The organism is Desulfovibrio gilichinskyi, assembly GCF_900177375.1.
Lineage (GTDB): Bacteria > Desulfobacterota > Desulfovibrionia > Desulfovibrionales > Desulfovibrionaceae > Maridesulfovibrio > Maridesulfovibrio gilichinskyi.
Genome location: NZ_FWZU01000002.1, coordinates 1 through 13,494, shown reverse-complemented (window position 1 = coordinate 13,494; position 13,494 = coordinate 1). Strand labels below are relative to the sequence as shown.

At 44.9% G+C, this 13,494-nt stretch carries 13 protein-coding genes; 10 read left to right on the top strand and 3 right to left on the bottom strand.

Features of this window, described 5'->3' with window-relative positions; genetic code table 11:
• The first annotated feature begins 10 nt into the window (after positions 1–10).
• Together B9N78_RS05025 and B9N78_RS05020 are read left to right on the top strand one after the other, a co-directional pair.
• Positions 11–1,084: an OmpA family protein gene (locus B9N78_RS05025; protein ID WP_085099347.1), complete on the top strand. Its 1,074-nt coding sequence runs from the start codon at positions 11–13 to the stop codon at positions 1,082–1,084.
• Between the two features lie 112 nt (positions 1,085–1,196).
• Positions 1,197–1,616 carry a hypothetical protein gene (locus B9N78_RS05020; protein WP_085099344.1) on the top strand — a complete coding sequence of 140 codons (420 nt, stop codon included), beginning with the start codon at positions 1,197–1,199 and terminating at the stop codon, positions 1,614–1,616.
• 80 nt (positions 1,617–1,696) lie between these two features.
• On the opposite strand, the gene B9N78_RS05015 is transcribed toward B9N78_RS05020, so the two are convergent.
• Entirely contained in the window at positions 1,697–3,700 is a 2,004-nt protein-coding gene (locus B9N78_RS05015) for a methyl-accepting chemotaxis protein (RefSeq protein ID WP_085099341.1), read from the bottom strand.
• A 10-nt stretch (positions 3,701–3,710) separates the two neighbouring features.
• Positions 3,711–4,190 carry a cytochrome c family protein gene (locus B9N78_RS05010; RefSeq protein ID WP_085099338.1) on the bottom strand — a complete coding sequence of 160 codons (480 nt, stop codon included), beginning with the start codon at positions 4,188–4,190 and terminating at the stop codon, positions 3,711–3,713.
• 517 nt (positions 4,191–4,707) lie between these two features.
• Between B9N78_RS05010 and B9N78_RS05005 the strand changes: the two genes are divergently transcribed.
• Genes B9N78_RS05005 through B9N78_RS04970 form a run of 8 tightly spaced genes read left to right on the top strand, consistent with a single transcriptional unit; the run spans position 4,708 to position 11,947 of the window.
• Positions 4,708–5,268 carry a 4Fe-4S dicluster domain-containing protein gene (locus B9N78_RS05005; RefSeq protein ID WP_085099335.1) on the top strand — a complete coding sequence of 187 codons (561 nt, stop codon included), beginning with the start codon at positions 4,708–4,710 and terminating at the stop codon, positions 5,266–5,268.
• Positions 5,265–6,155 carry a CoB--CoM heterodisulfide reductase iron-sulfur subunit B family protein gene (locus B9N78_RS05000; protein ID WP_085099332.1) on the top strand — a complete coding sequence of 297 codons (891 nt, stop codon included), beginning with the start codon at positions 5,265–5,267 and terminating at the stop codon, positions 6,153–6,155. The genes B9N78_RS05005 and B9N78_RS05000 overlap by 4 nt, the downstream gene beginning before the upstream one ends.
• Positions 6,156–6,197: 42 nt before the next feature.
• The gene (locus B9N78_RS04995) at positions 6,198–8,156 is read left to right on the top strand and encodes a CoB--CoM heterodisulfide reductase iron-sulfur subunit A family protein (protein WP_085099329.1); all 1,959 of its coding nucleotides are present in this window, start codon (positions 6,198–6,200) and stop codon (positions 8,154–8,156) included.
• Entirely contained in the window at positions 8,144–8,608 is a 465-nt protein-coding gene (locus tag B9N78_RS04990; protein WP_085099326.1) for a hydrogenase iron-sulfur subunit, read from the top strand. Before B9N78_RS04995 ends, B9N78_RS04990 begins: the two co-directional genes overlap by 13 nt.
• Before the next feature lie 29 nt (positions 8,609–8,637).
• Positions 8,638–9,597 (top strand): 4Fe-4S dicluster domain-containing protein, encoded by a 960-nt coding sequence (locus B9N78_RS04985; protein WP_085099323.1) that lies wholly within the window; start codon positions 8,638–8,640, stop codon positions 9,595–9,597.
• Positions 9,597–10,661, top strand: coding sequence for a 4Fe-4S dicluster domain-containing protein (locus tag B9N78_RS04980; protein ID WP_085099320.1), 1,065 nt, complete (start codon positions 9,597–9,599; stop codon positions 10,659–10,661). Before B9N78_RS04985 ends, B9N78_RS04980 begins: the two co-directional genes overlap by 1 nt.
• A 2-nt stretch (positions 10,662–10,663) precedes the next feature.
• Complete coding sequence (locus B9N78_RS04975) at positions 10,664–11,494, top strand: FAD/NAD(P)-binding protein (protein WP_085099317.1); 831 nt, start codon at positions 10,664–10,666, stop codon at positions 11,492–11,494.
• Positions 11,495–11,554: 60 nt separating this feature from the next.
• The gene (locus tag B9N78_RS04970; RefSeq protein WP_085099314.1) at positions 11,555–11,947 is read left to right on the top strand and encodes a response regulator; all 393 of its coding nucleotides are present in this window, start codon (positions 11,555–11,557) and stop codon (positions 11,945–11,947) included.
• A 53-nt stretch (positions 11,948–12,000) separates the two neighbouring features.
• Here B9N78_RS04970 and B9N78_RS04965 read toward each other — a convergent pair whose 3' ends face one another.
• The gene (locus tag B9N78_RS04965; RefSeq protein WP_085099311.1) at positions 12,001–13,185 is read right to left on the bottom strand and encodes a BaiN/RdsA family NAD(P)/FAD-dependent oxidoreductase; all 1,185 of its coding nucleotides are present in this window, start codon (positions 13,183–13,185) and stop codon (positions 12,001–12,003) included.
• Between the last annotated feature and the right edge of the window lie 309 nt (positions 13,186–13,494).

Genomic DNA, 13,494 nt, shown 5'->3' with positions numbered 1-13,494 from the left:
GATTGTAATAATGAAAACTAAAAAATTGATTTCACTTCTAACTCTTACACTTATCGCTTTAATGGCGATGGGCTCGCTCGCTTCAGCCGAAAGCAAAATCGTACTTAAACCGAAAGTGGATGCTTTTGCATTGTTTGTTGATACTTCACCATCAATGGCGGAGTCATACAAAGCAACAGGAACTCCCAAGATTGTTGCAGGGATTAACGCCCTGAAACAACTGAACGGAATTATCCCGAACCTCGGTTACCAGTCAGCACTTTACACAATGCCTGAGTTCACAACCTACTCTCCTAAAGCCACTTACAATAAAAGTGCAATTGCGAAAGGGTTGTCTTCAATCTCTACTGATTTGCCGTTTTTCCAGTCCACTCCTATCGGAGGAGGCTTCACTGATTTAGACACTGTCCTTTCCACATGGAAAGGTAAAATGGCTGTAATCTTTGTTTCGGACGGTCTTTCCAATGCCGGTAGAAAACCTGCAACAATTGTTTCCGATCTCGCTAAAAAATACGGCGACCGCTTATGTCTGCACACTATCAGTGTAGCCGACACTCCTGAGGGAATCGCTGTTATGAAGAAGCTAGCTTCACTTACTCCTTGCGGAATCTTCGTTGAAGCTTCTGCTCTTTCCAACAAAGCTGTACTTGATAAGTTTGCACAGGATGTTTTCTACACTCAGGAAGAAGAACTAACTGTCGAAATCATTCCTGTTCCGGTTGCTGTAGTAGATGAATCTATGCAGGAAAAAATTGTTTTCCGTAATCTGAACTTTGGTTTCGACAAATACCAGATTACCGACGAAATGGAACCTTCATTAGTTGAAGCTGCTGCAATGCTCGAATCATATCCTAATCTTAAGGTTATGGTCGGCGGACACACAGACAGTACCGGACCTGAAAAATACAATCAGGCCCTCTCTCTGCGCAGAGCTCAATCTGTCGCAACATGGATGGCTAAAAACGGTATTTCCAAAGACCGTATTGTAGCTACCGGTTACGGCGAAATGAGTCCTAAATACGACAACAACACTAAGGAAGGGCGCAAGCTCAACCGTCGTGTTGAAATTGACGTAAAGGAATAAAACTAACAATTAGGACATCTTGTCTGGTTCTTGTTTTCAAGGCGGATTTATACTAAAGAATAGGTTGGAAAGGGCGTTGTTCTTTCCAACCTATTTTACTATGGAGAACCAAATGAAACTTTCTAAAATAAACACGTTTGCAATTATTTTTTGCCTGCTATCAGCTTCAACAGCATTCGCCCGTGAAGCGGCTGATACAAATGAGTTGAACCACTTTCAAAACTTTTCCCAGAGCTGGGTAGTAAAACTCAACCGGAGTCATATTAAAGGAATCCAGCACATGGAAATCCTTCCGCTCGAAGACGGAGCCTATCTCGCCAGATATCATGCCATAGATCCGGAAAGCATCCAGTGTACGGTCAAAAAAACGAGCTCAAAGAAAAATGGTCTTATCGGACTTCTTAAATACATAGAAACAATATACGAAAGCAGCGGCAAAACGCCTCAGATAGCCAGAAGCAATCATTTCAAACCGACTAAGCGGATTCGCATTACAGAAATTTTCAGTAACACCGGCAAAGGCTGGCGTTAATATTTATTTCCGCAATAAAAAACGGCCCGCTGAATAGCTATTCAGCGGGCCGTTTTTTATTCAATTCTTAATATTAATTTTTATTTGAACTTAGAAACAAGCTCACTTAAATGTTTCGCTATTTCAGCAACTTCCTGAATACCACCATTCGCATTTAAAATTCCCTGCGAAAGAGTCTGTGAGAGGTTGTTAATTTCAGTAACACTGTTGTTAACCTCATCGCTTGTTGCAGACTGTTCTTCAGCCGCCGTAGCAATTGCTCTGACCATGTCTGCTATGGTTTCAGATTCCTTGACAATAGCTTCAAGAACGCCTCCGGCTCCTTCTGCCATCGTAACCGTTTTACGGACCCGCTCACGGGCATCCGACATTTCGGACACAACTTTTTTTGTGCTCTGCTGAATAAGGTTGATAGCCCCTTCAACTTCATCAGTTGCGGACATCGTCTTTTCAGCAAGTTTGCGGACTTCATCCGCAACAACAGCGAACCCTCGCCCAGCATCTCCGGCACGGGCGGCTTCGATCGCGGCGTTAAGAGCAAGCAGGTTAGTCTGATCTGCAATATCATTAATTACCGACATTACTGCTCCGATATTCTCAGCCCGGACAGATAAATCTTTCAAAAGCTCTGCAAGTCTATCTGTGGTGTCAGTAACCATGTGAATTTCTTTAACCGTATTTCGTACGACGTCACCACCTTCATGGGCAACAGTATTCGCTCTTTCAGATGCTTCAGCGGTTTCTCCGGTGTTCTGCGCAACTTCTAAAACAGTGGCATTCATCTGTTCCATGGCTGTTGCAACCTGTCCGGTCTGCATTGCAGTAGTGTCCACTCCGATCGTAAGTTCATTCATCTGCTGCGACAATTTCCCTGAATATGAAAGCAGTTTCGCTGAAACTTCAGTAACTTCATTAGCAACATCAAGCAGATCCGCCTGTTGCTTCTCAATGCGCACCCTATTTTCTTCTTCTTCTGTGAGATCAACCATAACAGCAATTGCTCCTACGGCCTTCTCCTCAGCATTTAAAAGAGCACAAACCTGATACTTAAGCGGAAATTCAATTCCATCTTCTCTTTTATAGCGAATCAAACCTTGCGGGCTTTCATTGCTTTCAAAAACTTCGGCAGTAATAGCTCTACCGTCTTTCATGAAAAAATGTCCGATAGAACTACCGGCGACATCTGATTCTGATTTTTGCAATATTTTAAGCATCGGTTCATTTACAAACCCGATGTCATTATTCGCATCAGTCACAATGATCGGCACGGTAATCCCGCTTAGAACACCTTTATTATATTGCAGCTGATCTTTGATCTGTCTGGCCATCTCAGCAAGATTCTTACCGAGCAGGCCGAGTTCATCACTACCCGGTACATCAAAATGAGCATCAAGGTTACCGCCGGTAAAATCATTTGTTGCGCCGGTAATAACCTTAATCCGGTTAACAATTGATTTACGCATGAAGAACAATAACGCCCCAAGTAAAACAATAAATCCCGTAAATGACAGTAAAGCCCCTTTAATCTGAGAATTTACCAAGGCTCCAAACTGACTGGACACATCCTGAACCATTACTAACGAACCAAGAATCGGTCGCTTGCTGCCATGACAATGATAACAACGTTTTTCATTTTTTATGGACTCAACTTGAACAAAAACGTTCTTACCAGCTATCTCGGAAAGCATTCCATGCTTTACATCTGAGGTAAGACTTTTCAGGTAAAGTTCTTGAACATCTGGATTAGTAAATTTAGGAGCCAAATCTGAGCGTAAATCTTTTTGGGAAGTCGAATAAGTAATATTACCTTTATAGTTAGTCAGGTAAGCATTTATTTCTTTATAATTCTCTGCAACTACCGCAAATTTTTCAGTTGTGCCTTTGTTATTTCCTTTAGCCATAGGCTCCCTGATAGCGAGCTGAACTAAATCAGCTGATCGTACGGCGGCACCTTCAATCTCATGCACCATTGCATTTTTTTGCCAGTAAGAATTTGCTATGAACAAACAGATAAAAACTATTGCAGTCAACAACGAGGTCAAAAGCAGGACTTTGCTTCCAAGGGAGGTTTTGATAAAATTCATAAGATCTCCCTTAGTGTGCCCCGCCGAAAATCAGCGGTTTAAAATTAAAATTTTCAACTCTGTCAGCATTATGGCAAACTTCACAATCCTTAACATCTAGTTTTCGTTTGATAAGTTCAGGATCTCCGTCCTGTATATGAAGGGAACCAGGGCCATGACATACTTCACAGCCTGCATCGGCTAAATCAGGAGTTTCTTCGTATGAAACAAATCCGCCGGGTTTTCCGTAACCGGTAGCATGACACCCATAACAATCTTTAACTTCTTCAGAATCAAGATCAGAAGCCATAATTTTAACACTGGCACTGGAATGAGCTTTTTTAGAAAACTTACTATAATTTGAATACTCTTTCGCGTGACATTCTGAGCAGGCCTTCGAACCTACATAGGTTGCAGAATCTGTGATACCATAATTAACGCATGACAATCCGTAAATGCCTACTAACGCTAAAAAAACGCCGACCCTAGCGAAATAGTTTTTTATCCGCATAAAGATTTACCCCGATCTTTAAAAATAAGAAGTTACATATCCCTTTTAATTTTTAAATAAGCCCACCATTTAAAAACAATTTTCGTATGAATTAAAAGATATTGCATCACCACTGCACAGATAATTCATATTCATTCCACTTCTGTTTTGACAAATGCGTACTAGTTTTACAGCCCCATGTGAAGATAAATATAATCACAGTTGTAGTGATTATTCTTATTCTATATTTAAAGATTTAAAAAATATAACCTATTCAATTATTCGATATACCTTAACCGCCGAATTTACAAACACCTCCACTTATTCAAGTCTGATTACACAATCAATTTAGTGCTTTGACAAAATTATGTTTTTATACAAAGGTCCAAAAATGTGATTACTACTTGCGGTAAGGATAGATCTTCTGGCACTATGCCTCATCTTAAGAATCCATCCTCTGTTATGAATCTTTAAGCCAATCTACACACAAAAAAGTTCGCTCCACCGAACTTAAACGCGTAAAGGCGGCTACTCATTTATGGAAATAGTAAATATTACCAAATCTTACGACGCTAATTTTGTAAGGCAAGTCGAAGAAGAAAGCGGGCAGATTATGAGCCAGTGCTACCAATGCGGTAACTGTACCGCAGGTTGTCCATATACCTTTGTATATGACCAGCCTGTGAATCAGATTATGCGCCTTGTGCAAGCCGGGCAAAAAGAAACTGTTCTAAAGTCTAAATCTCTTTGGCTATGTGCAACATGCGAGTCATGCACAACCAGATGTCCTAATAACATTGATGTAGCACATATAATGGACGTATTACGCCATATGGCACGCCGTGAAGGCTACGCTCCGGTGCCCACTGTTAAATCATTCTGGGACAGCTTCCTGTCATCCGTGGAAAATAACGGACGAGCATTTGAAATAGGACTTTTAGTGTCCTACATTGCTAAAACAGGACGCTTTTGGACAGACCTTGATCTGGGACCGAAAATTCTGCCGAAGGGCAAAATGCATTTCACTCCACCGAAGATGCAGGGTAAAGAAGAAGTCAAAAAGATCTTTAACCGTTTTAGAGAGGAGTCTCGTAAATGAGTGATTCCTTAACTTATGCGTACTACCCCGGATGCTCCGGCACCGGAACATCTATTGAATATGATATGTCCACTCGCGCTGTCTGCGAAGAGCTGGGCATAACTTTGACGGAAATTCCTGATTGGAGTTGCTGCGGTTCCACCCCGGCTCACACAGTTGATCACACATTGTCATCAGCCCTTTCAGCCCGCAACCTTGCGCTGGTTGAAAGAATGAACCTGGACACAGCAATAACTCCTTGTCCCAGTTGTTTAACCAACCTCAAGACAGCCACCCATAGAATGGAAAAGGACGGCTTTCGTGACAAGGTTAATAAACTGCTCGACACTCCCTATAACGGCGGAGTTGCAACTAAGTCCGTATTGCAGATCCTTGTTGAAGATATGGGGCTGGAAGCTCTGAAAAACAAGACTGTCAAACCGCTTAAAGGACTGAAAGTCGCAGCATATTACGGTTGTATCATGAACCGTCCACCGGAAGTCATGAATTTTGATGACCCCGAGCACCCCATGGCTATGGATAATATCCTGACAGCTCTAGGAGCGACAGTCCTTCCTTTCCCGCTTAAAGTTGAATGCTGCGGAGCTTCATTCGGTATCCCACGTAAGGATATTGTCATGAGCCTATCCGGCAAACTGCTTGACGCAGCAAAAGACATCGGAGCCGACGCACTGGCTACAGCATGTCCTTTGTGCCAGATGAATCTGGATCTGAGACAAGGTCAGATCAATTCAGCAGGCGGAACCAATTTTAATATTCCGGTGTTTTACTACACCCAGCTTATTGGATTGGCTCTTGGACTAAGCGAAAAGGAACTCGGAATTGACAAGCTCTGCGTAAGCCCTCGCAAAGTCATTAATGCCATCGGCAGGGATGAGGCTTCCTAAGCCAGCTCCACTCCGGTTAAGAACGTTAAGGAGAAGACTTAAATGAAAATAGGAGTCTTTGTCTGCCACTGCGGATCTAATATTGAAGGGACCGTGGATACTGCCGCGGTTGCAGCAGCTGCCCGGGAATTTCCCGGCGTAGTATTCGCAACAGATACAATGTACGCCTGCTCCGAACCCGGACAGGATGGTATAATAGAAGCTATTAAAGAACACCATCTTGATGGTGTGGTTGTCGCGTCCTGTACACCCAGAATGCACGAACCTACTTTCCGCCGTACTTTGGAAAGAGCGGGGCTTAACCGCTATCTTTTCGAGATGGCAAATATCAGAGAACACGTTTCATGGATCGGGAAAGACAGAGAAGCCAACACAAACAAGGCATCTGATCTTGTTCGTATGGCCGCGGCTAAACTTCTCAAGAACCGCCCGCTGTACTCTAAACAATTCCCTGTTAATAAAAGGGTTTTAATCGTCGGCGGCGGTGTTGCCGGAATTCAGGCAGCACTTGACTGCGCTGATGGCGGACTCGAAGTCGTTCTTGTTGAAAGAGAAACAACCATCGGCGGTAAGATGGCGAAACTGGATAAAACATTCCCGACTGTGGACTGTTCCAGCTGTATCCTCGGACCTCGCATGGTTGATGTTGCTCAACATCCGAACATCACGCTTCATGCTTATTCTGAAATTGAAGAAGTAAACGGCTATGTCGGCAACTTCGAAATCAAAATCAAGAAAAAAGCCAGCTATGTTGATTGGAATCTCTGTACAGGTTGCGGACTTTGCATGGAAAAATGCCCAAGCAGAAAGTCACGCGATCCGTTCAATGAAGAGCTTGGAAAAACTACTGCTATCAATATCCCGTTCCCGCAGGCCATTCCTAAAAAAGCAAAAATCGACCCTGATTTCTGTATGAAAATACAGAAAGACAAATGCGGAGTCTGCGCTAAGGTCTGTCCTTCGGAAGCAATTGATTTTACTCAGCAAGATGAGATTATCACTGAAAATGTCGGTGCAGTTGTCGCCGCAACAGGATATGACCTCTTCGACTGGACTGTATACGGCGAATACGGCGGCGGAAAATACCCCGACGTTATAACTTCCCTGCAGTACGAACGCATGCTTTCCGCTTCCGGCCCGAGCGAAGGACACATCAAACGTCCCTCTGACGGTAAAGAACCGAAAGATGTTGTTTTCATCCAGTGCGTAGGATCAAGAGATAAATCAGTCGGTCGTCCTTATTGCTCCGGCTTCTGCTGCATGTACACAGCTAAGCAGTCAATTCTGACCAAAGACCATCTTCCAGATTCTCAGTCACATGTATTCTATATGGATATCCGCTCTCCCGGTAAAATGTACGACGAGTTTACCCGTCGCGCCATGGAAGAGTACGGAGCCAACTATATCCGCGGTCGCGTTTCAATGATTTACCCTAAAGGGGATAAACTGGTTGTTCGCGGAGCTGACACTCTTATGGGTGCTCAAGTTGAAATTGATGCAGATCTCGTTGTTCTTGCAGTCGGAGCAGAATCCGCTGTCGGGGCTACTGATCTGGCCAAGAAACTGCGTATCTCATACGATGCATACGGCTTTTTCATGGAAGGACATCCAAAACTTAAGCCTGTTGAAACAAACACTGCCGGGGTTTATCTCGCCGGTTCCTGTCAGGGACCGAAAGATATCCCTGCTTCAGTAGCTCAGGGCAGCGCGGCAGCATCTAAAGTTCTCGGACTGTTCTCGCAGGACATGCTTGCAAGTGATCCGCAGGTTTCAGTGGTTGATATCAAACGCTGTATCGGATGCGGAAAATGTATTCAGACCTGTCCTTTCGGAGCCATCAAAGCAGTTGAATTCCGCGGCATGAAGAAGGCCGAAGTGATCGAAACCATTTGTCAGGGCTGCGGAATCTGTACTTCAACCTGTCCTCAGGGCGCAGTTCAGCTTCAACATTTCACTGACAACCAGATTCTCGCGGAGGTTAACGCAATATGCCGATTCTAGAAGGTAAAGAACTTAGAATCGTCGGTTTTCTCTGTAACTGGTGCTCCTATGGCGGTGCTGATACCGCCGGAGTAGGAAGATTCAAGCAACCGACTGATTTACGAGTTATAAAGGTTCCCTGTTCAGGGAGAATAGATCCCCTGTTTATCGTCAAGACTCTCATGTCCGGAGCGGACGGAGTTCTGGTTTCCGGCTGTCATCCAAGAGACTGCCATTACAGTGAAGGCAACTTCTATGCCCGCCGCAGACTTGAAATGCTGAAAAGGTTCCTTCCCATTATGGGAATTGATCCGCAGCGTTTTGATTACACTTGGGTTTCTGCCTCTGAAGGGCAGAGATGGCAGGAAGTTGTGACGAAATTCACCGAGCAGATTCATGAGCTTGGTCCCGCCCCGAAAATTGCCGGAGCGGATGCAGAAGAGACTCTCAAATTGATGGAAGCGGCTCTTTAAAAAGCCTATTTCAACTAAGGAGATACAGGGTGCAAAATCTGAAAGATCTGAAAGAACAAATCAGGAAAGCCCTGCCGGAATTAGATGTTGTGATAGGCTGGACGGGTGGTTATGACCCGCTTCACGCTACTCCGCATTTTATTCGCAGGGATGAAGATATTGATAAACTTCAAGTGGGCGCACTTTGCGTTCACAATCTTGCCACCTACCTGCCCGGCTTACGCGGCAAAAAGGTCGGCATTGTAGTTAAAGGCTGCGACAGCCGTTCTGTAGTAGAACTGCTACAGGAAAAGCTCATCGACCGCGAAGATGTAACTATCTTCGGATTCGGTTGCAGCGGTGTTGTAGACCAGACTAAAATCCGCAGAATCGTCGGAGACGTCGGAAACATCGACTCCTGTGAAATCTCCGGCTCAGAAGTCAACGTCAGTGCGTCCGGCGCAGAGCACAAACTCCAGCTTGGAGATGTGCTTGCCGACAAGTGTACAACCTGTCGTTACCCTAATGCAGTGCTCAGCGATCACTTTGCAGGGGAAGAAGTAACAGCTACCGCAACCTTTGAAGACGGCTATAAAGATGTAGCTGAATTTGAAGCAAAGCCGACTAACGAAAAATTCGGATTCTGGCTTAAAGAAATGGACCGTTGCATCCGCTGTTACGCATGCCGCAACGCATGCCCCATATGTGTCTGCCGCGATCACTGTGTTGCTCAGAGCCGTGATCCTCACTGGCTCAGTCAGGAAGCTCATGTCCGTGACAAATGGATGTTCCAGGTTATCCATGCCTACCATCTTGCCGGACGTTGTACTGAGTGCGGGGAATGTCAGCGGGCATGTCCTGTAGATATCCCTATCCTTCTGTTTAAGAAAAAGATGAATAAAGAGATCAAAGACGTCTTTGATTATGAAGCAGGAATCGATCCGGAAGCAACGCCTCCGCTGATGACCTTCAAGACTGAAGAAGACAAGATCAAAGAGAGGAAATGGTAATGGCGCAGACTAAATTCATAAAAAAAGAAAGTTTGTCGGCATGGCTGGAAGAACTGGGACAGAAGCATAACGTGCTTGCACCCAGATTCGAAGGCGACTCTATCATTTTCCGCCCCTTTGATTCTGAAAAAGGTTTCTTCATTGACAGGGAAGCAACTGCGCCGCCTAAAAAGGCCATCTTCCCGCAGAGTGAAACCCTGCTTGAATTCAGCCAGATAAAAGACATGGAAAATCTTTCCAAGATTGCTATGGATGTTAAGGAAACAATTCCGACCGCATCTTACGTAGTCTTCGGAAACCGCCCCTGTGATGCCCGCGGTTTTACTATGTTCGACCGTGTGTATCTCAACGGAAAAAATGTCGACGTATATTACAAGGCCCGCAGAGAGAACACCTACTTCATCACACTGGCGTGCGAAAAAGGTGAAACCACCTGTTTCTGTAACGCAGTGGGAAGCGGTCCATCTGATCCCGAAGGTTCAGATCTGCTCATGACACCTGTAAATGACGGCTACTACATTGAATCTGTCAGCAAAAGAGGCGAAGAACTCCTTAGCAGCTCACTGCTGACTGACGGTTCTAAACTGAAAGCCGAAGCTGACAAATATAAAAAAGCTGCTGACAAATCCATGAACAAAGCTCCTGATTTCAAAGGCAGCCCTGAAAAACTTCTGGCTGTTTTTGATAATCCTGCGTTCTGGGAAGAAATGTCAGACAAATGCATCAGCTGCGGAGCCTGTACTTATCTGTGCCCCACATGCTACTGCTTTAATATTACCGATGAAACAAACGGATTGTCCGGTACACGCATCAGATCATGGGACAACTGTATGTCTCCACTGTTCACATCTGAAGCAAGTGGACACAATCCGCGTCCGGCCAAGGCGAACAGACTCAGAAACAGAGTCGGCCATAAATTCAGCTACTACCCTGAACTGCACGGCGGAGTTATCTCCTGCTGCGGTTGCGGACGCTGTATTAAGAGCTGCCCTGCAGGAGTAGATATCCGCCAGTTGGTACTGAGCGCAATCTCCTTCAAACCGGCAACCAAGAAGGAGGCCTAACAATGACTGGTAATCCTTATCTGCCGGCAATGGCGACCATTCAGGAAGTAATTGATGAAACTCCTAATATCAAAACGTTCCGCGTTACGCTGAACAACCCGAATATTAGAAAAGAGTTCACGTTCAAGCCCGGCCAGGTCGGACAGCTGTCCGCATTCGGAATCGGTGAGGCTACTTTCGTAATCAACTCCTCACCTACCCGCATGGACTACCTGCAATTCAGCGTAATGAGAACCGGCGAAGTTACTTCAATGCTTCACACTTTAAGTGCCGGAGATCAGATCGGAGTCCGTGCGCCGCTTGGCAATGCGTTCCCTTACGAAGACATGAAAGGCAAAGATATCGTCTTTGTCGGTGGCGGGATCGGTATGGCACCGCTTCGCACACTGCTGCTTTTCATGCTGGATAATCGTAAAGATTACGGTAAAATAACTCTGCTTTACGGAGCAAGAAGCCCTGTAGATATGGCTTTCAGCTACGAGCTGCCGGAGTGGATGGAACGTGATGATTTAGATACGCATCTGACCATCGATGCTGAATATGAAGGCTGGAAGCACAATGTGGGTCTTATCCCTAACGTGCTGCTGGACATCAACCCTTCACCCCAAAATTGTGTTGCAGTTACCTGCGGTCCGCCGATCATGATTAAATTCACGGTTCAGGCGCTCGCAAAACTCGGTTTCAAGGATGAACAGATTTACACAACCCTTGAAAAACGCATGAAATGCGGTGTCGGCATATGCGGACGTTGTAACATCGGAACCAGCTATGTTTGCATGGACGGTCCTGTTTACACGTACGCGCAGTTGAAAGCTCTTCCTAACGAAATGTAATAATTTCAGTGCCCCGTTTCCAAAAGACGGGGCACTGATAAAAAAAGAAGCGCAAGTCCGATGAAAATACTTTTAGCAGACGACGAGAAAATTAATCTTCTTTCTGCATCAAAGCTGCTTGAAAACCGCGGACATACCGTAGTTACGGCAGTTAACGGTTTGCAAGTGCTCAATCTGCTGAAAGATCAGGCCTTCGACTGCATCGTCTTAGATATTGAAATGCCGATTCTCAACGGTTTGGAAACAGCTAAACAGATTCAGGACAGCTCCGTTTTCGGCGATAAATCCAAAACGCCGATCATCGCTATGACCGGACATTCTTTCAAAGATTCAAAAGAAGATTTTGAGAAAGCAGGTATAAAGCACTATGTCAGCAAGCCGTTCGACATAGAAGATTTGGTCCAGACCATAGAAAAATCGACTTCCAGCAATCTTTACCGAAAGTCGATTTAATTTTAGCAAAAACAGTAGTGATTATCCAATCACCGGATTCTTAATTCTTTTCCCTAAACATACTGAGCGGCGGCAAAAGCAGATGACCATGCCCATTGCAAATTATATCCGCCGAGCCAGCCTGTTACATCCAGAACTTCGCCTATAAAATAAAGTCCCGGCACTTTGCGCGATTCCATTGTCTTGGATGACACCTGATTAGTATCTACTCCGCCGACAACAACCTCAGCTTTAGCGTATCCTTCAGTTCCTTCAGGCTTTAATGTCCAGCAATGAATCCGCTCGGACAAAGCAAGGCGACGTTCTTTGGTAAGCTGACTTACCGGAGTTTCGCCATCTTCACCTGCCAGTAAAACATCCACCAGTTTGCGGGTGAAATATCTAGCCATAAAAGAATGCAATGCAATATTTTCAGTGCGGAAATCTTCAAGCACATCCCCGAAATTCTGACCGGGCAGAAGATCGATATCAATGCTGGAACCTTTGCGCCAGTAGGATGAAATCTGAAGCGCAGCAGGACCGGAAATACCTTTGTGAGTAAAGAGCATGTCACCAGTGAAACTAACACCTTCGCAACTAATACGCACAGGCAGTGAATTACCGCTAAGCTCTTCACATATTTTACCGTTAGGGCCGCCGATCATGAGCGGAACAAGACCGGGGTGAGGATAAATAATGCGGTGTGCGTACTGGTCGGCAATATTATAGCCGAGAGTTGTCGCTCCGACCGAAGGCCAAGTAGGTGAACCGAGAGCAACCACCAGCGAAGGAGCTTCAAATATTTCTACGCCTGTTGTCACGGTGAAAGGACCACGCCCTTCAACTAAGTCAATGTTGCGGTCGAGCAAAGTTTCAACGCCTAAGCGATGGCATTTAGAAACCAGAAGTCCGGCAATCTGCCCTGCACCGTCCAAAGTGAAAAGCTCACCTTCGTTGCGATCTTCGTAAGCAATACCCGCTTCGGTAATAAATTCTATAAAGTCCCACTGGTTATGACGGGCCAGCGCAGATTTACAAAAATGAGGGTTAGCACCGAGGTAATTCTCAGGCTCGACATTCAAATTGGTAAAGTTACATTTTCCGCCGCCGGTAACCCGGAGCTTACGGGCAGCCTTACCCGCATGGTCCAGAACCAGCACACGTTTGCCACGTTTGGCAGCATGCATGGCACAGTAAAGACCGGATGCGCCCGCACCTAAAATAATTACGTCAAATTCAGTGTTAATATCGTTGTTCATTCGCGCTTTGTAGAATTATTGTTGGCAGCCGTAAAGAGGATTGTTTAAAGGGATGCCATTGTATTATTTTCTATATAGAAAAACTGGACCTGATCCGGCTGTTAAAGTAAAAGAACTGAGCTGATATTTTTAGATAAATATAAATTTAGATATTATTAGATAGAAATGATCGAGTAAGGATATAAATATGTGCAGATTTAATATTAGGTTTATGATCCTGCCACACTTTTCTGGACAGTGAGTTAAGCCACAAAAATATTTTCCTGACAGTTGGTTTCAAATTCAGCAGGTGACTTCCAGCCATTGCTG

Coding starts and splice junctions, on each gene's coding strand:
- B9N78_RS05020 (WP_085099344.1), top strand. CDS start 1,197: ATGAAACTTTCTAAAATAAACACGTTTGCAATTATTTTTTGCCTGCTA.
- B9N78_RS05000 (WP_085099332.1), top strand. CDS start 5,265: ATGAGTGATTCCTTAACTTATGCGTACTACCCCGGATGCTCCGGCACC.
- B9N78_RS04995 (WP_085099329.1), top strand. CDS start 6,198: ATGAAAATAGGAGTCTTTGTCTGCCACTGCGGATCTAATATTGAAGGG.
- B9N78_RS04980 (WP_085099320.1), top strand. CDS start 9,597: ATGGCGCAGACTAAATTCATAAAAAAAGAAAGTTTGTCGGCATGGCTG.
- B9N78_RS05015 (WP_085099341.1), bottom strand. CDS start 3,700: ATGAATTTTATCAAAACCTCCCTTGGAAGCAAAGTCCTGCTTTTGACC.
- B9N78_RS04965 (WP_085099311.1), bottom strand. CDS start 13,185: ATGAACAACGATATTAACACTGAATTTGACGTAATTATTTTAGGTGCG.
- B9N78_RS05025 (WP_085099347.1), top strand. CDS start 11: ATGAAAACTAAAAAATTGATTTCACTTCTAACTCTTACACTTATCGCT.
- B9N78_RS04975 (WP_085099317.1), top strand. CDS start 10,664: ATGACTGGTAATCCTTATCTGCCGGCAATGGCGACCATTCAGGAAGTA.
- B9N78_RS04990 (WP_085099326.1), top strand. CDS start 8,144: ATGCCGATTCTAGAAGGTAAAGAACTTAGAATCGTCGGTTTTCTCTGT.
- B9N78_RS04970 (WP_085099314.1), top strand. CDS start 11,555: ATGAAAATACTTTTAGCAGACGACGAGAAAATTAATCTTCTTTCTGCA.
- B9N78_RS05005 (WP_085099335.1), top strand. CDS start 4,708: ATGGAAATAGTAAATATTACCAAATCTTACGACGCTAATTTTGTAAGG.
- B9N78_RS05010 (WP_085099338.1), bottom strand. CDS start 4,190: ATGCGGATAAAAAACTATTTCGCTAGGGTCGGCGTTTTTTTAGCGTTA.